This window comes from Haloarcula sp. KBTZ06 (assembly GCF_048595605.1).
GTDB lineage: Archaea > Halobacteriota > Halobacteria > Halobacteriales > Haloarculaceae > Haloarcula > Haloarcula hispanica.
Window position 1 is genome coordinate 1,215,335 of the sequence record NZ_CP184337.1, and the last position, 20,262, is coordinate 1,235,596.

General features: G+C 62.8%; 24 protein-coding genes. 10 read left to right on the forward strand and 14 right to left on the reverse strand.

Going from position 1 to position 20,262, the window contains the following annotated elements:
* Positions 1 to 29: 29 nt before the first annotated feature.
* The gene (locus ACNO8S_RS06360) at positions 30 to 1,331 is read right to left on the reverse strand and encodes an alpha-amylase domain-containing protein (RefSeq protein WP_008309416.1); all 1,302 of its coding nucleotides are present in this window, start codon (positions 1,329 to 1,331) and stop codon (positions 30 to 32) included.
* Between the two features lie 259 nt (positions 1,332 to 1,590).
* Positions 1,591 to 2,649: a saccharopine dehydrogenase family protein gene (locus ACNO8S_RS06365; RefSeq protein ID WP_420182674.1), complete on the reverse strand. Its 1,059-nt coding sequence runs from the start codon at positions 2,647 to 2,649 to the stop codon at positions 1,591 to 1,593.
* A 217-nt stretch (positions 2,650 to 2,866) separates the two neighbouring features.
* Here ACNO8S_RS06365 and ACNO8S_RS06370 point away from each other — a divergent pair, with 217 nt between their 5' ends.
* Entirely contained in the window at positions 2,867 to 3,283 is a 417-nt protein-coding gene (locus ACNO8S_RS06370) for a Rieske (2Fe-2S) protein (RefSeq protein WP_050037982.1), read from the forward strand.
* Between the two features lie 36 nt (positions 3,284 to 3,319).
* Here ACNO8S_RS06370 and ACNO8S_RS06375 read toward each other — a convergent pair whose 3' ends face one another.
* Positions 3,320 to 3,610 carry a transcriptional regulator gene (locus ACNO8S_RS06375; RefSeq protein ID WP_004592932.1) on the reverse strand — a complete coding sequence of 97 codons (291 nt, stop codon included), beginning with the start codon at positions 3,608 to 3,610 and terminating at the stop codon, positions 3,320 to 3,322.
* Positions 3,611 to 3,735: 125 nt separating this feature from the next.
* Here ACNO8S_RS06375 and ACNO8S_RS06380 point away from each other — a divergent pair, with 125 nt between their 5' ends.
* Complete coding sequence (locus ACNO8S_RS06380) at positions 3,736 to 4,602, forward strand: universal stress protein (RefSeq protein WP_014040221.1); 867 nt, start codon at positions 3,736 to 3,738, stop codon at positions 4,600 to 4,602.
* A 62-nt stretch (positions 4,603 to 4,664) separates the two neighbouring features.
* Here the strand turns inward: ACNO8S_RS06380 and ACNO8S_RS06385 are convergent, their stop codons facing one another.
* Positions 4,665 to 5,300, reverse strand: coding sequence for an FAD-dependent oxidoreductase (locus ACNO8S_RS06385; protein ID WP_050007125.1), 636 nt, complete (start codon positions 5,298 to 5,300; stop codon positions 4,665 to 4,667).
* Positions 5,301 to 5,505: 205 nt separating this feature from the next.
* On the opposite strand from ACNO8S_RS06385, the gene ACNO8S_RS06390 reads away from it, so the two are divergent.
* From ACNO8S_RS06390 to ACNO8S_RS06405, 4 genes are all read left to right on the forward strand, one after another.
* Positions 5,506 to 7,266, forward strand: coding sequence for a 2-oxoacid:acceptor oxidoreductase subunit alpha (locus ACNO8S_RS06390; protein ID WP_151146412.1), 1,761 nt, complete (start codon positions 5,506 to 5,508; stop codon positions 7,264 to 7,266).
* Positions 7,263 to 8,126, forward strand: coding sequence for a 2-oxoacid:ferredoxin oxidoreductase subunit beta (locus ACNO8S_RS06395; RefSeq protein WP_151103327.1), 864 nt, complete (start codon positions 7,263 to 7,265; stop codon positions 8,124 to 8,126). The genes ACNO8S_RS06390 and ACNO8S_RS06395 overlap by 4 nt, the downstream gene beginning before the upstream one ends.
* Before the next feature lie 256 nt (positions 8,127 to 8,382).
* Complete coding sequence (locus ACNO8S_RS06400; RefSeq protein ID WP_050037986.1) at positions 8,383 to 9,168, forward strand: methyltransferase domain-containing protein; 786 nt, start codon at positions 8,383 to 8,385, stop codon at positions 9,166 to 9,168.
* A gap of 99 nt (positions 9,169 to 9,267) precedes the next feature.
* Entirely contained in the window at positions 9,268 to 10,638 is a 1,371-nt protein-coding gene (locus ACNO8S_RS06405) for a cryptochrome/photolyase family protein (RefSeq protein ID WP_420182785.1), read from the forward strand.
* A gap of 22 nt (positions 10,639 to 10,660) precedes the next feature.
* On the opposite strand, the gene ACNO8S_RS06410 is transcribed toward ACNO8S_RS06405, so the two are convergent.
* The 3 genes from ACNO8S_RS06410 to ACNO8S_RS06420 form a co-directional block, all read right to left on the reverse strand.
* Positions 10,661 to 11,146 (reverse strand): metal-dependent hydrolase, encoded by a 486-nt coding sequence (locus ACNO8S_RS06410; RefSeq protein ID WP_014040227.1) that lies wholly within the window; start codon positions 11,144 to 11,146, stop codon positions 10,661 to 10,663.
* Positions 11,146 to 11,694: a hypothetical protein gene (locus ACNO8S_RS06415; protein ID WP_064287993.1), complete on the reverse strand. Its 549-nt coding sequence runs from the start codon at positions 11,692 to 11,694 to the stop codon at positions 11,146 to 11,148. The genes ACNO8S_RS06410 and ACNO8S_RS06415 overlap by 1 nt, the downstream gene beginning before the upstream one ends.
* Positions 11,695 to 11,762: 68 nt before the next feature.
* Positions 11,763 to 12,929: a hypothetical protein gene (locus ACNO8S_RS06420; RefSeq protein ID WP_420182675.1), complete on the reverse strand. Its 1,167-nt coding sequence runs from the start codon at positions 12,927 to 12,929 to the stop codon at positions 11,763 to 11,765.
* A gap of 111 nt (positions 12,930 to 13,040) precedes the next feature.
* Between ACNO8S_RS06420 and ACNO8S_RS06425 the strand changes: the two genes are divergently transcribed.
* The 4 genes from ACNO8S_RS06425 to ACNO8S_RS06440 all read left to right on the forward strand — a co-directional run bounded on the left by ACNO8S_RS06425 (position 13,041) and on the right by ACNO8S_RS06440 (position 15,958).
* Positions 13,041 to 14,276: a digeranylgeranylglycerophospholipid reductase gene (locus tag ACNO8S_RS06425; RefSeq protein ID WP_014040230.1), complete on the forward strand. Its 1,236-nt coding sequence runs from the start codon at positions 13,041 to 13,043 to the stop codon at positions 14,274 to 14,276.
* Positions 14,277 to 14,330: 54 nt separating this feature from the next.
* Positions 14,331 to 15,044, forward strand: coding sequence for an NAD(+)/NADH kinase (locus ACNO8S_RS06430; protein ID WP_050037989.1), 714 nt, complete (start codon positions 14,331 to 14,333; stop codon positions 15,042 to 15,044).
* A gap of 41 nt (positions 15,045 to 15,085) precedes the next feature.
* On the forward strand, positions 15,086 to 15,547 hold the full coding sequence (locus ACNO8S_RS06435; protein ID WP_420182676.1) for a DUF7313 family protein: 462 nt from the start codon (positions 15,086 to 15,088) through the stop codon (positions 15,545 to 15,547).
* A gap of 234 nt (positions 15,548 to 15,781) precedes the next feature.
* Entirely contained in the window at positions 15,782 to 15,958 is a 177-nt protein-coding gene (locus tag ACNO8S_RS06440; protein ID WP_129755103.1) for a DUF7317 family protein, read from the forward strand.
* Positions 15,959 to 16,002: 44 nt separating this feature from the next.
* Here ACNO8S_RS06440 and ACNO8S_RS06445 read toward each other — a convergent pair whose 3' ends face one another.
* The 7 genes from ACNO8S_RS06445 to ACNO8S_RS06475 form a co-directional block, all read right to left on the reverse strand.
* Positions 16,003 to 16,272 (reverse strand): DUF7314 family protein, encoded by a 270-nt coding sequence (locus ACNO8S_RS06445; protein ID WP_004517812.1) that lies wholly within the window; start codon positions 16,270 to 16,272, stop codon positions 16,003 to 16,005.
* Positions 16,273 to 16,282: 10 nt separating this feature from the next.
* On the reverse strand, positions 16,283 to 16,582 hold the full coding sequence (locus tag ACNO8S_RS06450; protein ID WP_014040232.1) for a DUF7315 family membrane protein: 300 nt from the start codon (positions 16,580 to 16,582) through the stop codon (positions 16,283 to 16,285).
* A gap of 109 nt (positions 16,583 to 16,691) precedes the next feature.
* A complete protein-coding gene (locus tag ACNO8S_RS06455; protein ID WP_014040233.1) occupies positions 16,692 to 17,456 on the reverse strand; it encodes a cytochrome bc complex cytochrome b subunit in 765 nt (254 codons plus the stop codon).
* Between the two features lie 4 nt (positions 17,457 to 17,460).
* Positions 17,461 to 18,264: a cytochrome b gene (locus ACNO8S_RS06460; RefSeq protein ID WP_008309387.1), complete on the reverse strand. Its 804-nt coding sequence runs from the start codon at positions 18,262 to 18,264 to the stop codon at positions 17,461 to 17,463.
* 3 nt (positions 18,265 to 18,267) lie between these two features.
* A complete protein-coding gene (locus tag ACNO8S_RS06465; RefSeq protein WP_151146403.1) occupies positions 18,268 to 19,134 on the reverse strand; it encodes a Rieske 2Fe-2S domain-containing protein in 867 nt (288 codons plus the stop codon).
* Between the two features lies 1 nt (position 19,135).
* A complete protein-coding gene (locus ACNO8S_RS06470) occupies positions 19,136 to 19,555 on the reverse strand; it encodes a DUF7318 family protein (protein WP_014040235.1) in 420 nt (139 codons plus the stop codon).
* Positions 19,555 to 20,211: a halocyanin domain-containing protein gene (locus ACNO8S_RS06475; RefSeq protein WP_420182677.1), complete on the reverse strand. Its 657-nt coding sequence runs from the start codon at positions 20,209 to 20,211 to the stop codon at positions 19,555 to 19,557. Before ACNO8S_RS06475 ends, ACNO8S_RS06470 begins: the two co-directional genes overlap by 1 nt.
* Between the last annotated feature and the right edge of the window lie 51 nt (positions 20,212 to 20,262).

Sequence of the window (20,262 nt, forward strand, 5' to 3'; positions counted from 1 at the left end):
GCCAGCTGACTGGTGTCCGCGTCCGCGGTCTACTCGGGTGCGTAGCAGACCCAACTTGTCGCGGGAACGGTGATCTGGACCCAACTATCGCCGTTGGTCGAGATATTGCCCGCGTTGCCGCTGTAATCGTTGAGTGTCTGGTTCGTCCAGCTTGTGGGGACCCACTTGCTCCGCTGGCCGCTCGCACGGTTCAGGCCGACGAGGAGGTTCCCCTCTCGTTCGTAGACGTACAGGTCCTGGTCGACGTGGCGGGTCTGTGAGCCGCCGCTCGCGAGGTTGTTCCGGATCCAGAGGAGGTTCCGGATATCGTCGTCGTCGACGCTGATACGGTTGCTGTACACGCGTGGATACCCCTCGTACGTGAGGATGTAGGCGTACGCGAGTTTCTCGTAGTCCGGCGGCCCGCTGTCGTGGTTCGAGACGAAGGTAAACGCCTGGAACGGCGACTGATTCACCATGCCGGCGCCGTCGAGCGCCTGCATATCGCCGTCGCTGTGGAACGCCTCCTCTTTCATCGTGTAATAGAGCGGGTAGTCGGTGACGGACATCCCCGTATCGGCGTACCCCTGGCAGACGCCGATATCGCCGTCGAGCACCTCACCCACTGTCCAGAGATCGAGGTCGTCGGCCCACTGGTTCGCGTAGTCAGCGAAAAACGACTCGGGGACGTGTTTGGCGGCGTCCCAGCGAATGCCGTCGACGCCGAGGTCCGCGTACTTCTGGACGTAGGTCTGTAACTCGCCGCGGACGTACTCGGACTCCTGTTTCAGGTCCTTCAGCCCGACGAGCCAATCGTCCTCGACCGACTCGGGGTCGTCGTAGTTAATGCCGTCTTGCGGGTGGAAATCGCGTTCGCTGAATCGAGGGAGATCCTCGAACGTAATGCCCGGTGCGCCCCGGAAGTCGTCGTTTGCGGCCATGTGGTTGATGACCGCGTCGGCGACGACGTCGAGGCCCTGATTGTGGGCCTCCTGAACCATCGCCTCGTACTCGGCCTCTGTGCCGAACACGCTGTTGAAATCCGTCAGGTCGACGGGCTGATAGCCCAGTGGCGGGTCGGTGACGCCGTTTTGGTGGCTCCGGTCGAGGCGGCTCCGCTGGGCCGGTGGGACCTGAATCGTGTCGTAGCCCTGTTGTGCGACTGTTTCCAGCGTCGCTGTGATTTCTGTCCAGTCTGTGTGGTAGTACTGGTACACCGCGCTATCGCCGACAGCCGCGCTACTGCCGACCGATGTGGCGGTGCCGAATACTGCGGCACCGAGCGCTCCGAGTCCTTTCAGAACGGTTCGCCGAGACGCCTGCTTACTGCCGGTAATTCGGGTTCGGTTCATCTGCTCTCGAAAGTATGTTTCATGTTATCTACCATGCTTTTCCGCAAAAGATGATGAGATTCTACATCATAATAAATAGTTGGTATATGAGATTTATTATGTGTCAGAAATAGAGTATACCTGAACAGTAATACGGAGATTATACGGGGACTAAGTCACTATTTCTACCGCGTTTCCGGCTCCCGAAAGACACACTTCTACGTTCCTATTTTATTTGTGATAGATACCCGACTTTCTCACCAACCTCGAAGTAGTCCGTTCACACCACGTCTTCGCGTTCGACACCGTCGACAGCGAGAATCAGGTCGGGACCGTACGCGCCGGCGGGCGTCTGGAACCCGGCGGGTGCGTCACCGCTCAAGACCCGCTCGGTGATTTCGACCGCCGTCGCCGCCGTGAGGTCGTAGGTGTGTGGCCCTCGCAGTCGGGACTCGACGCGGTCGCCGTCGTCAGTTCTGGCTTCGCCCCAGACGAAACTGGGCACACTTGCGCGCTCTTCAGCGTCGGGTCCCTCGGTCGTCTGCTCGATGACCCACTTGAGCGCGGCTTTCACCGGCGGGAGACCGAGTACGGGCGCGAACAGCCCCGCAAACCGCTGCTGTCGGGCCGCCGACGGGGGCATCGACATGTACACGGTCACGTTCGGTATGCCGGTGGTGTGGTACGCCGTCGACACGTCGCCCCACGGGATCGAGACGGTGTTCATCCCATCGTGTCCCCAGCCGAAGTCTATCTCGCGCGATTCGCTCCCGACGGTCACTCGCTCTATGCGGCCGTCGCGGCGCACCGCCCCGCCTGCGTCGATGTGTTCGACCATCGTCTTCGCGGTTCCCTTCGAGACGCCCATCTCCGCGTGAAACGCCAGCGCCAGCGTGTCGGCGTCGGGCAGCCGGTCGGCGAGGTGTGCAGCGAGGCAGTCCGTCGGGACCACGTCGAAACCGACACCAGGCAGGAGCATGATCCCGGCCTCCCGTGCTTCGCTGTCCCGCTCGTGGATGGCCTCAAACACGTCGAGCTCCCCGGTGATGTCCAGGTAGTGCGTCCCGGTTCGCAGGCAGGCCTCGACCATCGGCTCCCACGTCCGGCTGAACGGGCCGGCGCAGTGGACGACGGCGTCGGCGTCGTCGAGCAGCACGTCGAGCACTTTGGGTTCATCCAGCCCGACGACTTCGGACTCACAGCCGAGTTTGATCGCCTGCGTCGAGAGTTCGTCCCGGTTCCGGCCGGCCAGTACGGGCTCTAATCCCCGGTCGATGGCCGCCTGTGCGATGATGTTGCCGGTGTAGCCGTACGAGCCGTAAATGACGACATCTCCCATAGCGTCGCGTTCGCAGCGTCCCCCGATAACAGTTGACACTGAATCGACAACCTGACCAGTGACCGCTGGCTACTCACTTCACGAGAGCTTTGGCCGCGCTCTGGCCTCGCTTCTTACTGCACGGTGCCGTTTCCGTCTGAATAGCCCGTGGCGCTTCACGCGGTTACTCGCCGGGATCGGCGGTTTGAAACGGGTTACGTCCGTACGGATGCGTAGTATGGACGAGGACAGCCGTATCGTCGCGCTGGACGAGGTGCCCGCTGACGGAACCTTTCTGTTCACTGTTCGCGACGGCTTCGACACGAAGGAGGCGATTATCGTCGAGTTGTCCGACGCGGTCGTCGCGTTCGAGAACTACTGTCCACACTGGACAGACGTCCGACTCGACAAAGGCAGTGGGGCGACTGTTCGGAATGGGGAACTGGTGTGTGAGAAACACGGGGCGACGTTCGAATCCGATTCGGGGCTGTGTAACTACGGCCCTTGCGAGGGAGCGGTTCTGGAGGAAGTTTCGATTACCACCGAGGACGACGTCGTCTACCTGACCGACGAGCGCTACGAGTTCGAAAACCAGGGGCCGTCCGGCGACCACGACCTCTCCTCGCGCGGTCGCATCGGCTTCTCCGGGAACTGAGCGGCTGGAATCGGCTTCTCCGGGACTCCGTACCGGTTAGCTGATCCGGTACGCCGGCTCTGAGACCGCTTCGCATTTACACTCCGGACACCGGCTTGGTCGGTTTGTCAGGTCGTCGAAGTCCGTGAAGCCGCACTCCTCGCACTCCGGCGGCGCGACGAGGAGCTGTTCGTCGGTCGATTCCAGGGATTTCGAAATATGCTCTACGTGCGTGAGCGCGTCGCTGGTCTGTATTTCGAACTCGTTCGCGATTGTCCCGGCGGCCATCGCTTCGTCGCGTAGTTGGTCAGCGATGCGCTGGCGCGTCGTCCGACTTGCCTCGCGCATGGGGGATGTTGGCATCCGATTGTTATAGGTTTTGTTCCGGACTCACTGCGTCGCAGTGACGCTCTCCCACGTTCCTGTACCAGCCACGATACTTTATCACCGACGGCGGTGAATAGCGACACCCAATGTTCGACAGAATCCTCGTTCCGACCGACGGAAGCCCCGGTTCCGAGCGCGCGTTCGAGGTCGCCGCGACGCTCGCCAGCACTCACGATGCAGCCGTCCACGTTCTCTCGGTCGTCGACGAACACGGGCCTACGGACGACTGGGACTACGACGGCGACTCCCCAGCAGAAGCGTTCATCGAGTCCCAAGCCGACCACGTCGACACCGAGGGCCTGTCCGTCACCACCGCGGTCCGCGAGGGAGTCGTCCACGACGCGGTTCTCGACTACGGCGACGAGAACGAGATCGACCTCATCGTCATGGGGACTCACGGCCGCACCGGTGTCCGGCGGTTCCTCCTCGGCAGCGTTACCGAGAAGGTCGTCCGCCTCGCCGACGTACCAGTCCTCTCGGTCAAAGCCGACGCGGAGCCGGGGACCGTCTCGTTCGACGACATTCTGCTCCCGACTGATGGCAGTAGCGGCGCGGAGGCAGCTATCGAACCGACGGGCGCGCTCGCAAGCGCGACCGATGCCACTGTCCATCTCGTCTCGGTCGTGGATACGCGATCACTCGGCATCGATGTCGGGTCGAGCGTTATCGTCGACGAACTGGAGTCTGTCGCGACGGATGCTGTCGGAGATGCGTCCGATCGACTCTCCGGGATGGGAGTCGAGACTGTCGAGACAGCTATCACGCACGGTGTCCCGTATCGGGCCATCCTCGACGCCATCGAGGAGGCTGATGCCGACCTCGTGGTCATCGGGACTCACGGTCGCACTGGTATCGACCGCTACCTGCTGGGCAGCGTCGCGGAAAAACTGGTCCGAACCTCGCCGGTGCCGGTGATGACTGTTCGAGCGCCGGACGCTGGTGATGAAAGCTAACATCGCTCCCGGTTATCCATCGATGAAGTCAGGACCGACCGGTGACACGGCGCTTGACCGACCTATCCGAAGTTCTCGACCTTCGCGTCGTCGGTACTGACGCCGGCGTCTTCGAGCGCTTCCGTGGCGGCATCGAGGAAGTCCGCGAAGCCGTAGATGAACACTTGACCGCCGTCCTCGACGGCCTCGGCGACCGGCTCAGTCAGGGGCTCGTCGTCGTCGATGACCGAGACGAGCGCCCCGGCCTTGGCGAGCGCGTCCAGTCGGTCCTCGTAGACCGGCGCGTCGTCCTGGTACACGACTGCGGCCTCGTTGCCGTCGTCCAGCGCACGCTCGGCGATCCCGACCGCCGGGCCGACCCCGGGACCGCCGGCGAGCACGACGACGCGGCTCTCGCCCTCGTAGTAATCCGAACCGAACGGCCCAGCGATGCGGACGCCGTCGCCCGCTTCGAGTGCGCCGAGCTGTGGTGCCAGCTCGCCGTCGGGGTCAATGCCGACGGTGATCTCGAACGCCCCATCGACCGTCGGCGAGGAGATGGTGTAGAACCGCGAGATGTCCTCCCCGTCGACGGTCAGCGTCAGCTTGACGAACTGGCCCGGCTGTGCGTCGAAGGCGTCCGGCGTCTCGAAGTCAATCGCCACGGTGTCTGGTCCGACGTCTCGGACGACAACCACGTCGAGGACTCGTTCATCCATACCCGAGAGTTACCGTGACTGGGCAAGGGGGTTACGGTCGCGGAGTTTCACGTTAGCCAGCATATGTTGCCGGTGTTTTTCCACATACGGGGGATTATGCCGGTATTCCCTCGAAACTACGGCGGAATTCACTCGAAACCGAGTAGTGCGCGCGCGGGCGGTTACGGAAGGCTTTTCCTGCCACGCTGGCTACCCGAGGGATATAATGCCAGAGGACCTGAACTGGGCCATCGGCGGCGAAGCCGGCGATGGAATCGACTCCACCGGGAAGATTTTCGCGCAGGCACTCTCCCGGGCTGGTCGACACGTCTTCACCTCAAAGGACTTCGCCTCCCGCATCCGCGGCGGGTACACTGCCTACAAGGTACGGACGTCAGTCGACCGGGTTGAGAGTGTCGTCGACCGCCTGGACATCCTGATCGCACTCACCGAGCGCACGATCCACGAGAACGAGGACGAGCTCCACGAGGACTCCGTCATCATCTACGACGGCGAGCGCTCGACGATGCAGGACGTGGAAGTGCCCGGCGACGCGACGGCACTCGAAGTACCGCTGAAACGACTCGCCGAGGACGCGGGTGGGGCCATCATGCTCAACGTCGTCGCCCTCGGCGCGGCGTGTGAAGTCACTGGCTTCCCCATCGAGAACCTCGACGAAAGCCTCGAAAAGCGCTTCGGCGACAAGGGCGAGGCCATCGTCGAGAACAACAAGGAAGCCGCCCGGAAGGGACAACACTACGTCCAAGAGGAGTACGGCGAGTTCGACTACGACATGGAGACCACCGACGAGGACTACGTGCTCCTCAACGGCGACGAGGCCATCGGCATGGGCGCTATCGCCGCCGGCTGTCGCTTCTACGCCGGCTACCCCATCACACCGGCGACGGACGTGATGGAGTACATGACCGGCCGCGTCGACCAGTTCGGCGGCAAGGTCGTCCAGGCCGAGGACGAACTCTCCGCCATCAACATGGCCCTCGGTGCGGCCCGCGCCGGTGCCCGAGCCATGACCGCTACGTCCGGTCCGGGTATCGACTTGATGACCGAGACGTTCGGGCTTGTCGCCACCAGCGAGACGCCGCTGGTCATCTGTGACGTGATGCGTTCCGGTCCCTCGACCGGGATGCCGACCAAGCAGGAGCAGGGCGACCTCAACATGACACTGTACGGCGGCCACGGCGAAATTCCGCGGTTCGTCGTCGCTCCGACGACTGTCTCGGAGTGCTTCTGGAAGACCGTCGAGGCGTTCAACCTCGCCGAAAAATACCAGACGCCGGTCTTCCTCGTCTCGGACCTCGCAATGGCCGTGACGGAACAGACCTTCTCCCCCGAGACCTTCGACATGGACGAAGTCGAAATCGACCGCGGGAAGGTCGTCGACGAGAACGAGATCGACGCCTGGCTGGACGAGAAGGGGCGCTTCCAGGCCCACTTCGCGGCCGCAGACGGGGTCTCGCCGCGTGCGTTCCCCGGCACGACCGACGGCGCGCACATGACGACCGGCCTCGAACACGACGAACTCGGCCGGCGGACCGAAGACACGGACGTGCGTATCGAGCAGGTCGACAAGCGCCAGCGGAAAGTCGAGACCGCCCGCGAGCAGGAGGACTTCGACTACCGCGAGTTCGGCGACTCCGACGCCGATACGCTCGTCATCTCCTGGGGCTCCAACGAAGGAGCCCTGCGCGAGGGGCTGACACTGCTGGAGGAGGACGGCTACGACGTGCGATTCCTCTCGGTGCCGTACATCTTCCCGCGGCCGGACCTCTCCGAAGAGATCGAAGCCGCAGAGGACGTCATTGTCGTCGAGTGTAACGCCACTGGCCAGTTTGCGGATGTCATTGAGCACGACGTCCTCGAACGGGTACAGCGCATCAACAAGTACAACGGCGTGCGGTTCAAAGCAGACGAACTGGCAACCGAGATCAAGCAAACGCTTGACACACCCCCGGAGGCAACACAATGAGTTCCGACGTTCGCTTCACAGACTTCAAATCCGACAAGCAACCGACCTGGTGTCCCGGCTGCGGTGACTTCGGGACGATGAACGGCATGATGAAGGCACTGGCAGAGACGGGCAACGACCCCGACAACACCTTCATCGTCGCCGGTATCGGCTGTTCCGGTAAGATCGGGACGTATATGCACAGCTACGCCCTTCACGGCGTCCACGGCCGCGCCCTGCCGGTGGGCATCGGCGTGAAGATGGCCAACCCGGACCTCGAAGTGATGGTCTCGGGCGGCGACGGTGACGGGTACTCTATCGGTGCCGGCCACTTCATCCACGCCGTCCGCCGGAACGTCGACATGAGCTACGTCGTGATGGACAACCGCATCTACGGGCTGACCAAGGGGCAGGCCTCGCCGACGAGCCGCGAGGACTTCGAGACCTCGACCTCGCCCGACGGGCCGAACCAGCCGCCGGTCAACCCGAAGGCGCTGGCGCTGGCCTCCGGTGCCACGTTCATCGCGCAGTCGTTCTCCTCGAACGCCCAGCGCCACGCCGAGATCGTCAAGCAGGCCGTCGAACACGACGGCTTCGGCTTCGTCAACGTCTACTCGCCGTGTGTGACGTTCAACGATGTGGACACCTACGACTACTTCCGCGACGCCATCGTCGACCTCGACGAGACCGACCACGACCCCGCGGACCGCGACCAGGCCAAGGACAAGATCCTCGAAAGCGACAAGGAGTACATGGGCGTCCTCTACCAGGACGAGGACTCCGTCCCCTTCGAGGAACGCGAAGGCGTCGAAGGCTCGATGGCCGAGATCCCCGACGGCGCGCCTGAAGGTGCGATGGATCTCGTCCGCGAGTTCTACTAGTACCTTTTTCGACGGGGGGTTCGCGCTCGCCACTGGCGAGCGCGAACCCCCCGCCCAAAAATCCACGCTAAAAAGGCGACTTCGCGGCGCGCCGCGAAGTCGTGAAACGGCGGCCTGCGGCCGCCGTATGCTGGTGGTTCTATTTGAACCGGTAACAGTGACGGTTTCTCAGTAGTAAATCCCAGGGCCGAGTTGAGTCGAGTGCAACGCTACCGAATGGTTTTATTTATGACAGCTGAATGGGCAGTGTACGGAAATGGGCGGCACACTCGACTACGACGAGGCGGAAGCCCGGCAAGAGGAAGCGATATACAGCACGCCGGCGGCCGTGGCGCGACGGGAGCGAGTACGGGACCTGTTCGCGCCCGAACCAGGCGACAAGGTTCTCTCTATCGGCTGTGGGCCGGGCTTTGAGCCGGCGGAGATCGGCTGGGCGGTCGGCAATGCGGGACACGTTCACGGTATCGACCGGAGCAAGGCGATGCTCGAACTCTCCCGAGCGCGCTGTGCCCCGCTACCGCAGGTGACCCTAGCACAGGGAAACGCCGATGACCTCCCAGTGGCCGACGAATCGGCTGACGCGGCCGTTGCGGTGCAGGTGTTCGAGTACCTCGAAACAGTTGCTTCGGCTGTTTCGGAACTGGCCCGAGTTCTGCGGCCCGGCGGGACAGCTGTCGTCTGTGACGCCGACTTTTCCTCGCTGGTGTGGCGCAGCCCCAATCCCGAACGAATGGCGCGCGTTCTCGATGCCTTCGACGACCACTGCCCGCACCCGCGGCTGGGTTCCCACCTTGCCCCGCATCTTCGCGGGGCCGGACTGACGATTGACCGGGTCGAACCGAACACCATCGTCAACACCAGCCTCGACGACACCTTCGCGGCCCACCTCATGACGTTCATCGAGGACTACGCGGCCGACCACGAGGCAATCGGGCCGAGAGAGGCACAGGCCTGGGCCGATGACCTCCGAGAACAGGCGGCTCACGGGGAGACCTTTTTTAGTTTCACGCAGTACTGCTACCTCGTTCACAAGCCCGCGTAGCGGTCTCAGTATCCCGACCACAGACTGTGCTGTGGCCTTGATTCCCACACACAATAGAATCGGGTTCGGACCCATATGCAGGTATCCCCAATGAAAGGTATGCACGTCTTCTGGCACCAGCGTGACCTCCGGATACCGGACAACCGGGGGTTGACTGCCGCCGCTGCGGACGACGAAGTGCTGCCGGTGTACGTTATCGACACAGACCTGCTGGCAAGCGTCGGGAAGCGCCAGCGGGCGTTCCTGCTGGCCGGTGTGCGAGCGCTGAAACAGGCCTATCGGGACCACGGTGGGGACTTGCTCGTCAGGAAGGGGGCCGCCGTCGATGTGCTTTCGGACGTCGTCGAAGAGTACAACGCTGACCGCGTGTACTACAACGAGCATTACCGTCCCGCGCGACGCAACCGCCAACGCCGCGTCGACGACGCGCTCTCGACGAAATCGCTGACCGACCTCGCGCTGGTCGACCCGGCCGGACTTGACCGCGAGTACGAGAACCACAGTCGCTTCTACGACGACTGGCAGGCCCACCACAAGCTACCGCCGGTCGGGAGTCCGGACTCGGACTCGCTCGTCGATGTGTCGGACCCGACGACGGCCCCGACCATCGATACGGATATCGACCTGCCGACGCCCGGCTACGAGGGCGCACGGCAGCGGTACGACGACTTCCTCACCGGCGGTATCGAGACCTACAACGACACCCGCGACGACATGCGGGCCGCCGTCGAGCGGCCCACCAGCGCCGTCTCGCGTATGTCGCCGTATCTCGCTGCGGGTATGATCGGTGTCCGAGAGATGTGGCGCGACGCGTCCGACCGCCACGCCGAAGCCACCGGCGACGCCCAGCGGAACATCCAGAAGTACCGCTACGAACTCTCCTGGCGCGAGCAGAACTACCATCTACTGTACTACAACCCCACATTGCTGTCGGAGAACTACAAGGCGTTCCCGAACCCCATCGAATGGGAAAACGACGCGGACAACGTCGAGGCCTGGAAGCGTGGCGAAACTGGATATCCGTTCGTCGACGCTGGCATGCGCCAGCTCGAACGGGAGGGATACATCCACAACCGACCGCGTCAGAACGTCGCTTCCTTCCTCACGAAGCATCTCCTCGTGGACTGGCGCGAGGGGGCCCGTCATTTCCGCCGGAAGCTCGTTGACCACGATCCCGCCAGCAACGCCGCGAACTGGCAGTGGACAGCATCGACCGGGACCGACTCCGTGGACGTACGTATCTTCGACCCGGTCGCACAGATGAGCAAGTACGACAGCGGGGCGGACTACGTCACGGATTATGTGCCAGAGCTTCGCGACGTTCCGGCGAACATGATCGTCGACTGGCCGACGCTCTCGAACGGCGAACGCGAGGAACTGGCACCGGAGTACCCACATCCAATCGTCGACCGGAACGCCGCCTACGAGCGAGCCCAGCGCGTGTTCGAGACAGCGCTGGGGAAACGCTGAGGGAGGGTCGAGGGAAGTGGCGCTACGCTCTGTACTGCACAAAGAGATAGGCCGCCACTGCAACGGACCCAGTGACGCCGGTGAGCCAGATATCCGTACTCAGATACAGCCCCGGCGTCGGCGGGTGGTACTGCGTCAGTGGCCACAGCACTTCGTAGGACCGCCCAGAGGCTTTCAACAGGAGCGCATCGGCAAACAGATGGCTGGTGGCTCCAAGCGACAGCAGACCGAACACGCGCCGTCGGTCGGAGCGGTTCACGACGACCACGCCAACGAGGACGGCGACGAGAGCGCCGCCGAGCGTATGGACGCCCAGCCAGTCGAACGGGATATCCAGTGTTGCCTCGACGGTTGCAGCATCCACGAGAAGCTTGATCTTCGCCATGTCCGGGATGAACGCGCCGGCCATCCCCACGGTGACGTACTCTCCAGAGAGCCAGTCGTACCGCAGTGACAGGAGGGTACAGATGGTGAACGCGATGAAAGCGTGCGAGAGCAGATCCGGCATCAGGCACGCACCTCCCGCATCATCGTAAGGAGCGCTCGTATCGGCCTGAGCGGCTCTTCACGCCGGCACAGTGCCCCCGTTTGCCAGTCAAGCCGCCAGCCACAGATCAGTCGCCCGAGGGTCCACAGGCCAGCGAGGGCGGACACGAGGTACATCGCAGCGTAGTTCATCGCCGGGACGCTCACACTGTTCTCCGCGGTGATAGTCCGGTCCGGGCCGAGCGTGCCATACACTTGCAGTGACTGGCCCTCGGCGACGGCTGTGTCGACGTTCCGGACCGTGACTGCGAGCGTCCCGCTGTGGCGCTCGCCGCCAGTAGCGTACTCGTACTCGACGGCGATTTCGACGGGGCTGGTCCCACTGACCGTGCCGGTCACCTGAACGTACTCGCCGACGTGGCTGTCGTAGTCCTCGGCCAGTGCGTCCTCGGCTGGGTAGTCACCCAGCGCCGGAGCGGGCGTGGCCGCCCCCAGTCCGACCATGAGCGCGAACAGCACGGCCAACAGTCCACAGATAGCGACAACCCTGCCCACCCACGAGTGAAGCATTCAAATCCCGGTGCGGGCGGCGGGATATAAACTCTGGCGCTTGGGTCGAGTCGCTGTCGTTCGTGCGCCTACTTGGGCTTGCCGGGTAGGACGTCCGGGTCGCCGGAGCGGTAGATGTACTCGACAGCGACGCCGGTCAGCGGCGAGTCGGCGGCCGTCGCGTACGACTTCGCGAGGTCGAGATACTGTTCGGTCACGTCGACGACGCGCCGATAGGCGGCCTCGTCGTCGGGTGCGAGCAGGTACTCGGCGGTGACTGGCGTCAGTTGCCCCTCCGCGCGGTCGTCGTCGTAGTCGTCTACGTCGTCAAGCCACACCTGTGCGCCGATGATTGCGAGGACGATGGCTTTCGCGAACTCGTCGTCGATATCGAGGCCGGCGAGTCGGTAGAGGTCTAGCATCCCGTCGTAGAGGACGCCGACGCGCGCGTACTGGGTCTTGCTGTAGGGGAGTTCCTTTTCGGTCTCGGTGAGTGTCGCCGGCTCCTCGTCGTACTCGGCGAACTTGTACTCCTCGCGGATATCTGTCAGAGAGTCCTCGTCACCGTCCTCAGCCGCGGTCATCAGTTCCCGGAAGTAGCCGTCGCGGTCCTGATGGGCCTCGCTGTAGTCGACGGCCCACTGGTAGGCGTTCTCGACAACAGGCGGCATATCCTCCAACAGGCCGTCGAGGTGGGACTGGAGCGCGGATTGGGCGACCTCGGCGACGCGGCGGCGGTCGGCTTCACTCGCGTCAAAGTCGACCTCGAAATCTTCGAACTCGTCGTCGTTGATCGCGTCACGCATGTCGCCGTCGATAAGCGCCTCGATGGAGAGGCGAGTCATCTGCTCGGCGCGGACGACCATCTCGCGGGGGGCGAGGTCCTGTGCCGGCCCCTGTTCCAGTGCCGTCTCGTCGACAGTCGGCACGCCGTCGGCGATAGCGTCGATAACGGGGTCGCCGGGTGCTTGCTGACGAGCGTTGCGGTAGACGTAGCCCAGCGTTAGCTGCGCGGGCAGGATGAGCTTCGTGTCATAGGAGAATTCGACCGGACGGCCGAACTCGTCTTCGAGGGCGTCCTCGATGCGGTCGGTCACGTCGTCGACCATCGCCTCGGTGCGGTCGTCGATCTCGGATTTCAGCGAGAGGCTGCCGGCGTCGAACACGCCGGTGTCCGCGTAGTATCCCAGTACCGCCCGTACGGCCGTGGGAAGCCGCCTCCTGTCCGCGAGCACGCCCGCGCCTGTCTTGAACATTGTATGTCGCCCCGGGTGTTCCCGTCATGGTAGTGGGGCCGTCTTTACCCTTTCGAGACCGCCCTCGGTGTATTCGGAAAGACTGATTACCGACAGGGAATACCCACAACCATGCGCGAGCGCTTTGACGTGGTGATAGCCGGAGCCGGGCCCGCTGGAGCGCAGTGTGCCCGTGATCTAGCGGAGCGAAACTACGAGGTGCTCGTTCTCGAAACCGAGTCCGAAGACGAGTTCCCGCGTCAGAGCAACAAGTCCACCGCCGGGACGTTCATGTCGGCGATGACGGGCTTTGCGATTCCCGATGACGTGGTGATGAACTACACGGACGACGTCGTGCTCGAATCCCCCAACGACCACTACGTCCGCAATCAGACCGGAGCGGTCCTGGAGTTCGCGGAGTTCAAACAGTGGCTCGTCTCGGAGGGTCGGAGCAAGGGTGCGACCTACCGCTTCGACGCCCGTGTCTCAGCACCGATCATGGAGAACGGGGAGATCGTCGGCGTCCGGTACGACGGCGACGAGGAGGTGTACGCCGACATCGTCATCGACGCCACCGGCCCTGCCGCGCCACTGGCGAAGAAACTCGACGTGTGTAACCTCAAGCGGGATCATCAGGCTATCGGTGTCGAGTACGAGTTCGAGGGCGTCGAAGTCAACCACGACGACTACGCCGACCTCCGGGACGCGATGATGCTCCGCCTGGATCACGACCTCGCCCCGGGCGGCTACTCCTGGATTTTCCACACCGGTGAAGACACAGCGAAGGTCGGCCTCTGTTACATCCAGAACGGCTCTCACCAGAAGTACGCGAAAGACGGGATGGGCATCGACGACTATCTGGAGTACTGGCTCGACTCGGACCCCAGATTCGACGACGCCGAAAAGATCGAGGGTACGCAAGCCCACCGCGGGTCGGCCCACATCCAGCCCCCGGATTCGATGAGCACGGACAACTTCATGGCTATCGGCGACACCGTCCCGACCGTCGACCCGCTGTGGGGCGAGGGCATCCACAAGGGGATGAAGTCGGCCCGCGCCGCCGCCGCGACAGCCGATTCGGCGCTCAAGCCCGACGAACCCGACACCTCCGCGGAGAACCTCTCTGTCTACGATCAGCTCTGGCACAGCGAGGTAGCCCCGAAACACAACGCCCGCCTGATGATGACGGAGCTGCTGTATCTCGCTCCTAACGAGCGGTACGATCAGCTGATGGACGACCTCCGGAGCACCGGACAGGACACCCTCAGGCAGATCAACGGCGGTGACCGTCGGGCGATTGCGAAGCTGACCCACCTTTCGGATATGCCGATTCTCGTCGAATACGCGCGCCGTCGCCTCGATATTTGAAGTGACCGCGCGGAGTGCGGCAGGTTTTTTTCCGCCGGCCCGGAGTTTCAGATGATGGGAACCCCCGTTGGTGTGGTCGGTGACGACGCCATAGCAGACGAACTTCGAGACGCTGGCGTGGCTGTTGAACGGGGTAGTGACGGCACTGTTCCGAAGACCGACCGGGTCGTGGCAGTCGGTGAGGACGCCGTCGCTGCCGCGGCGCGGGTTGACGGTGACCCGCTCGTGTTGCCAGTCGCGGCTGGTCGCGGCGTCCGATCAGTACCGCGAGACGACGCCGTCGCCGCTGTGTCAGGGCTTGCTGACGCCCGGGTTGAGACGCATCCGGTCCTCCGCGTGGCGATGCCTGACGGAACGGTCGAACAGGCGTTCTGGGACGTGACTCTCGTTACCGCCGACGCGGCCCGCATCTCCGAGTTCACTATCGCGTCGACGGCCGACCGCATCGGGCAGTTCCGGGCCGACGGCGTCGTAATCGCAACGGCCGCTGGCTCACCGGGCTACGCCCACCGCGTCGGCGGCCCGATTCTGGCGCCGTCGGACCAGGCAGTGGTGGCACCGATCGCACCGTTTGCGACCGACCCGGATCACTGGGTGTTGCCTGTCGCCGGACTCAGTGCTTCGGTGGAACGCGACGAGGCGACCGTCGAGTTACTCGTCGATGACCGCGTATCGCAGCCCGTGGGCTATCAGGAGAGTATCACGATCTCGCTCGGATCCCCCGTTCGGACCGCCGTCGTCGACGAGAGCCAGTCCAGATTCGAGTGAGATTGGAAAGACACTAATGGACGGTGGACAGAGCTTTGCATATGCAGCCATCCGTAACGTTCTTTGGGCCACTGGATACCATTCTGGGGAGCCCCACGGTCGGCGGCGCGCTCCTCATCGAATACGTCATCTTCGGAGTGGTAATCGTCAACTTCCTGACCCGGCAGCTCGCCCACAGAAGCCACGTCAAACAGTACGAAAACGATGGCGCGGACGCAGTCAGCCGCCACCCGGCACACACGTTCACCAACATTGTACTGGTCGTGCTGTCGTTTTTCTACATGACGCTCCACCATCACGGCGGGATGGTCTTGTCGGTACTCGTCCTCGGCGCAGTCATCACTGACTTCTTCGAGTTCGAATCCCGGAAAGTCGAGGCGCGCCGTGACATTCCGCTGGAACGGCCGAAAGGGGCCATCGTCGCTGCCCTCGTAGTGTTCATGTACGCGGGCTACCAGAGCCTGTTCTGGGTCATCAAGGGTCCCTGGAGCGCCATCATCTAAACACGGTTTCTCGTTCTGTCGTCTTCGAGTGCCTATAATCCGCTAGTCGCGCGTACTGATAGCCCTACGTGTGTGGTCGGCAAGCAATACTGGGTTCAATATCTTACTTTTGTACACATTCTTTCCTTTATTGGCCTCATATATTCACTTTTCTCCGGATAGTCTGGCTGATTGGCTTAGAAGTAGGCGAAATAGTTTAATACTCGCACTGTATTTGTATCGGTGTAGACGAAGATGTCACACAGGTCCCTCACAACGGCACTGACACTGTATCGCGGGGAAACGCTCACGCTCGAAGAGGCGGCGACGTACAGCGGGGTGTCACCAACAAAATTCGCCGCGGCGCTTCGCTCACGCGGGATCCAGGTGCGTGACGAAGACGGTGCGCCAGTCGACCATACTGCGAACTGAGAGCGGCGTCTATTTCGCCTTCAGAGAACAGCTACTGCGTACTGTTACGCCGACCGCTCGTTGAGATACGCCTGGAATTCACTGATCAGCGGAAGCACGACCCAGAAGGTCAGCGCGCCCAGCACCGCGAACCAGAAGAACGCGTCGCCCATGAACAGGGCGATCTGATCGAACGTGGTCGGTTCCTCGATAGTAAGTTCGCCGGTGAGCTGTGCCCCCTCGAAACTCGGCGTGTTGTACCAGCCCTTGATGGTCATCCAGCCCAGTCCGCCGACCATGAGGCACGCGAACCCCTTCATGAACTCGTCAGCCATTATCCGAACGTTAGGTAGCGTCGTCTTTAGACTTTCCCATTTCCTCGGTACGGAAGCGCGTCGAGAACGCATAGACGACTGTGCCAGCGAGGATGCACGCGATCCCGGCGATGCCGACCGGAACGTCGATCTCCGAGGCGGGCGCCGAGGCCCGCTGTGTCGCCACGTCGACGAGGATGAATCCGGCGACGACGCTGACGACCGCAAACAGCGTCGAAAACACCGTCACGGCCTTGTACACGCGCAGCGGCACCACAACGTCCCGCCGCTCCGAACCGTCCTCAGCCCCCGCTGACTGGTCCTCTGTCATCGTCGCTAGTACGGGCGGGAGCCACTTTACTGCGGCGAGATGCAGTCGCAACGCTCCGGTAGTAGTAAGCAGAGAATGTAAAAACCGACGGAGAAATCGACCGGTCAGATTACTTCGGCGGCCGCAGCCGGTAGTACCGACGGTTGAGGTCGAACATGTAGCCCTCGCGCATCGTCTTGAGCACCGCGTAGGTGATGGTCGCGCTGACGATAGGGACGAGGAACGTCAGGTCGAACAGCAGGTGCGAGTCCATCGGGACGAGGTTCTTGATGGACAGCGCGGCGATGGTCAGGCTGAAGATGACGCCGGACATCCCGACCGCAGCCCAGAACGGCTGCTCGACGGGACGGCGCGCGGACCCCTTGTTCAGGAAGGGGACGATGGCAACGAAGCCGACGACCACGACGTTTGCCAGCACACCGTAGGTTCGGTCAGCCATGAGCTTCGAGCCGCCGAGGATGCTCAGCTCGGGGTTCAGCGGGCCGAGCTTGAGCAGGCCAAAGGACCAGTAGAGATACCAGTCCGGCAGGATAATTGCCGGCGTCACAGCGGAGTTAGCGGGGTTCGGCATCTCTGGCGGTAACGTCGCCGAGACGAACAGGATCATGCCCACGAAGAACGACGTCAGCGCGATGTTGCGCATCATCTCGTGGGGCCAGGCCGGGAACGCGAGCACGTCACGCTCGACGTAGTCCGACTGCTGGCGAAGGTCCTGGTCCTCGCGGCGCGCCCGCTCGAAGTACTCGTAGGTCAGCCGGGAGAGCCCCTGGGTCCGCTCCTTTCGCTCGGACCATGCGGGAGTCTCGTCGTCCGGCGAGACGATACCGGTGCCGGAACCGTCCGTGCGAACGTCGTCTGTGTCGTTGTCGCTCATAGTATTAGTGTGGCTCAGCGATCCCCTGCATCCAGACGATGCCGATGTGGACCGCGATGATGGCAGTCGTGATGAACGGCAGGAAGAACACGTGCAGGATGTACATCCGCTGTAGCGTGGCCTGCGAGAGCGTGAACCCGCCGAACATCAGCTGTGCGACCCACTCACCGATAAGCGGGATGGAGAGGGACATCTCGACGCCGATCTGGCCGGCCCAGAACGAGAGCTGGCTCCACGGCAGCAGGTAGCCGGTGTACCCGAACACTAGCGTCAGCGAAATCAGGACGATGCCGATGAGCCAGTTCAGCTCCCGCGGCTCCTTGTACGCTCCGGTGAAGTACACGCGGAGCATGTGGAGGAACACGGCGGCGACCATGATCTGTGCGGCCCAGCGGTGGACCGAGCGCAGGAAGTAGCCGAGGTTGAGCTGGCCCATGATGAGCATCACTGAATCGTACGCGACCGTCGGCGACCCATCGGCAGCTGCGGCGGCCGGTGCGTAGTAGAAGCCCAGCAGCGCGCCGGATATCGCGGCGACGACGTACGCAACTGTCGAGAACGATCCGAGTGCGTACAGTGGGTACCAGTACCAGAACTTGTTGTCGAGATTGTACTGTTCCGTGTGGCTCTTTGGCATCTGCATGTTGACCTTGTAGTAGAGATCTTCGAGGATCTCTAGGTAGTCAACGACGCGCAGTCGCCTGTCGAGCCAGATGAGCACGGTCAAGTACACCGATTCCACCGGCGTCAGCTCGCGCGATTCCATCCAGCCTTTGTGGTCGTGTTCGTCTTTGCGTTCGAGACTCATTGATTACTCCGTTTTTGGTGGGCGTGGCAGCGCCACGAACGTCGATTGCACAGGACTGAACGGGTCGTACACGGACTGGTGGCACTGACAGTAGATGTCGTTGGCTGCGGCGAAGTTAGCGCTTCCCTCCTGTGTCTTGAACCCGGGCACACAGCAGAAGTGTGTACATTTGTTCAGCCAAGCGATGAAGCCCTGGTCGGTTGCCTCGGAGACGAACGACTGGACGTTTCCGGGAAGGTTCGCGTACTCGCCCTCGCCGTTGGCCATCTTCTCGACTTCGACTGACCGGATTATCTGCACTGGGGCGCCGTTCTTGCCCTCGCTGTTGGTCCGCCAGACGACGCTTGCGGGCTTCCCGACGCCAGGGTCGCCGATGCCGTTGCCCCACTCCTGGTAGTCGTCGAACATGTCGACCGTCATCGGCTTGCCGGACTCGTACTCCCCTTGCCAGGAGAAGGATCCAGTACTGTTGAGGAACGTGTTGTTCCGTTCGGATTGCGGGTAGATAGCCGCAGTACTCTGGATACCGCAGTACTGGAACCACTGCGAGGAGTAGTCGATACCGCTCCCGCCGAAGTCGGATGCGACCGCCGCACCGGCGTTCTCGTCGTACTCCGGCCAGAGACCGCTGATTTCGCCGCCGTTGATCTCGATGGGAATGATCGGCATTCCCCGCGGGGCCGGTCCAGCGGTATTCTCGACAGCGACGAACGGCGTCGTCCCGCCACCTTCGCCGGCGGCGTCCGTCGTCGCGTCGACGGCTGCGGCGCCACCGACGCCGACGCTGGAGAGTGCCGCACTCCCGACGACGCCCTTTACGAAGCGACGACGGCCTGTTTCAGCCGGGTATTTGTCTTCATCAAGTGGCATATTATTTCTTGTAGTATGGGTACACTGCGCGTTTGAATGTCTCTGCGAACTTGTCGCCGTCCGCCATCGTCGTGCCGTCGACGTCTTCCTGACGGATATAGAGGTCTTCCCACTTGCGACGGCGCTTCTTGACGATCATTACGTCGGGGAGGAACTCCTTTCGGTACAGCAGCATGATGAACGCCAGGTCGATGAAAATCGCCGTCAGCACGCCGCCCATGAACATGTTGGCCTCGATGAGACGGACCGTCAACACCGTGCCGATGCCGGACGCCCATCCGGCGATCATGCCGTAGGTGAAGAGGCCGACGAGGCCGACCTGAATCACCGTCAGAAGTACGATACCGACAGCCGCTGCTGTGCTCTCGCGCGGCGGTTCGTACCGGTGGATATCACCGTACGTGGAGCCTTCGGACGCCATTAGTTGTTCCCTCCGCTAGTGTGGGGCGACTCGCCGTACTTCAGCTGGAAGAACGTGAATATCAGCGGGATGATGACTGCGAGGCCAGCGCCGAACCCGACGTAGTGTGGCTGAATCGGGACGCCGGCGTAGTGCGGGTCGACTTCGACCGGGCCGCCGCCACCGATTGTCTGCGTCGGGTACTCCTCGCCGACGACGATAGCGCCCTTCATGTTGAGTCCCTCGTGGGGGACACAGAGGTACGGGTAGATGCCGTCCTCCTCGAAGGTGTGCTCATAGTTGACGCCGGCACTGGAAGTCGTACTGCCGGAGTCCAGCGGCCCGTCGCCATCCGAGACGACGTTGTGGCCGCCGCCGTTGCCCGTCCACTCGAATTGGACGGTCGCGCCGTTATCGACGTGGACGGCTGGCGGACCGAACCCGTACGCGCCGCCGTTGGCCTGCACGCCGACCTCGACAGTTACTGTGTCCTGCCCGGTCGCGTCGACGGTCGACCCGTCGAAGTTCCCGACCGAATCCAGGAAACCGCCGTAGTCCGGGACGGTTTCGCCACCGTCACCGCCTTCCTCCTGTGCGGCGGCTGCGCCGGTGGCACTGAGGGTCGCCACAGCACCGGCGGCCCCCCCTGCTGTCCGGACGAACTCCCGTCTGTTCATATACACTCTGGAATCAGGACTGAGTTTGTATAAACCCACCGAATACCACCC

Coding starts and splice junctions, on each gene's coding strand:
- ACNO8S_RS06450 (WP_014040232.1), bottom strand. CDS start 16,582: ATGACAGAGGACCAGTCAGCGGGGGCTGAGGACGGTTCGGAGCGGCGG.
- ACNO8S_RS06415 (WP_064287993.1), bottom strand. CDS start 11,694: ATGCTTCACTCGTGGGTGGGCAGGGTTGTCGCTATCTGTGGACTGTTG.
- ACNO8S_RS06405 (WP_420182785.1), top strand. CDS start 9,268: ATGCACGTCTTCTGGCACCAGCGTGACCTCCGGATACCGGACAACCGG.
- ACNO8S_RS06385 (WP_050007125.1), bottom strand. CDS start 5,300: ATGGATGAACGAGTCCTCGACGTGGTTGTCGTCCGAGACGTCGGACCA.
- ACNO8S_RS06455 (WP_014040233.1), bottom strand. CDS start 17,456: ATGAGCGACAACGACACAGACGACGTTCGCACGGACGGTTCCGGCACC.
- ACNO8S_RS06390 (WP_151146412.1), top strand. CDS start 5,506: ATGCCAGAGGACCTGAACTGGGCCATCGGCGGCGAAGCCGGCGATGGA.
- ACNO8S_RS06365 (WP_420182674.1), bottom strand. CDS start 2,649: ATGGGAGATGTCGTCATTTACGGCTCGTACGGCTACACCGGCAACATC.
- ACNO8S_RS06430 (WP_050037989.1), top strand. CDS start 14,331: ATGGGAACCCCCGTTGGTGTGGTCGGTGACGACGCCATAGCAGACGAA.
- ACNO8S_RS06465 (WP_151146403.1), bottom strand. CDS start 19,134: ATGCCACTTGATGAAGACAAATACCCGGCTGAAACAGGCCGTCGTCGC.
- ACNO8S_RS06410 (WP_014040227.1), bottom strand. CDS start 11,146: ATGCCGGATCTGCTCTCGCACGCTTTCATCGCGTTCACCATCTGTACC.
- ACNO8S_RS06475 (WP_420182677.1), bottom strand. CDS start 20,211: ATGAACAGACGGGAGTTCGTCCGGACAGCAGGGGGGGCCGCCGGTGCT.
- ACNO8S_RS06470 (WP_014040235.1), bottom strand. CDS start 19,555: ATGGCGTCCGAAGGCTCCACGTACGGTGATATCCACCGGTACGAACCG.
- ACNO8S_RS06380 (WP_014040221.1), top strand. CDS start 3,736: ATGTTCGACAGAATCCTCGTTCCGACCGACGGAAGCCCCGGTTCCGAG.
- ACNO8S_RS06425 (WP_014040230.1), top strand. CDS start 13,041: ATGCGCGAGCGCTTTGACGTGGTGATAGCCGGAGCCGGGCCCGCTGGA.
- ACNO8S_RS06435 (WP_420182676.1), top strand. CDS start 15,086: ATGCAGCCATCCGTAACGTTCTTTGGGCCACTGGATACCATTCTGGGG.
- ACNO8S_RS06460 (WP_008309387.1), bottom strand. CDS start 18,264: ATGAGTCTCGAACGCAAAGACGAACACGACCACAAAGGCTGGATGGAA.
- ACNO8S_RS06360 (WP_008309416.1), bottom strand. CDS start 1,331: ATGAACCGAACCCGAATTACCGGCAGTAAGCAGGCGTCTCGGCGAACC.
- ACNO8S_RS06400 (WP_050037986.1), top strand. CDS start 8,383: ATGGGCGGCACACTCGACTACGACGAGGCGGAAGCCCGGCAAGAGGAA.
- ACNO8S_RS06440 (WP_129755103.1), top strand. CDS start 15,782: ATGTCACACAGGTCCCTCACAACGGCACTGACACTGTATCGCGGGGAA.
- ACNO8S_RS06375 (WP_004592932.1), bottom strand. CDS start 3,610: ATGCGCGAGGCAAGTCGGACGACGCGCCAGCGCATCGCTGACCAACTA.
- ACNO8S_RS06395 (WP_151103327.1), top strand. CDS start 7,263: ATGAGTTCCGACGTTCGCTTCACAGACTTCAAATCCGACAAGCAACCG.
- ACNO8S_RS06445 (WP_004517812.1), bottom strand. CDS start 16,272: ATGGCTGACGAGTTCATGAAGGGGTTCGCGTGCCTCATGGTCGGCGGA.
- ACNO8S_RS06420 (WP_420182675.1), bottom strand. CDS start 12,929: ATGTTCAAGACAGGCGCGGGCGTGCTCGCGGACAGGAGGCGGCTTCCC.
- ACNO8S_RS06370 (WP_050037982.1), top strand. CDS start 2,867: ATGGACGAGGACAGCCGTATCGTCGCGCTGGACGAGGTGCCCGCTGAC.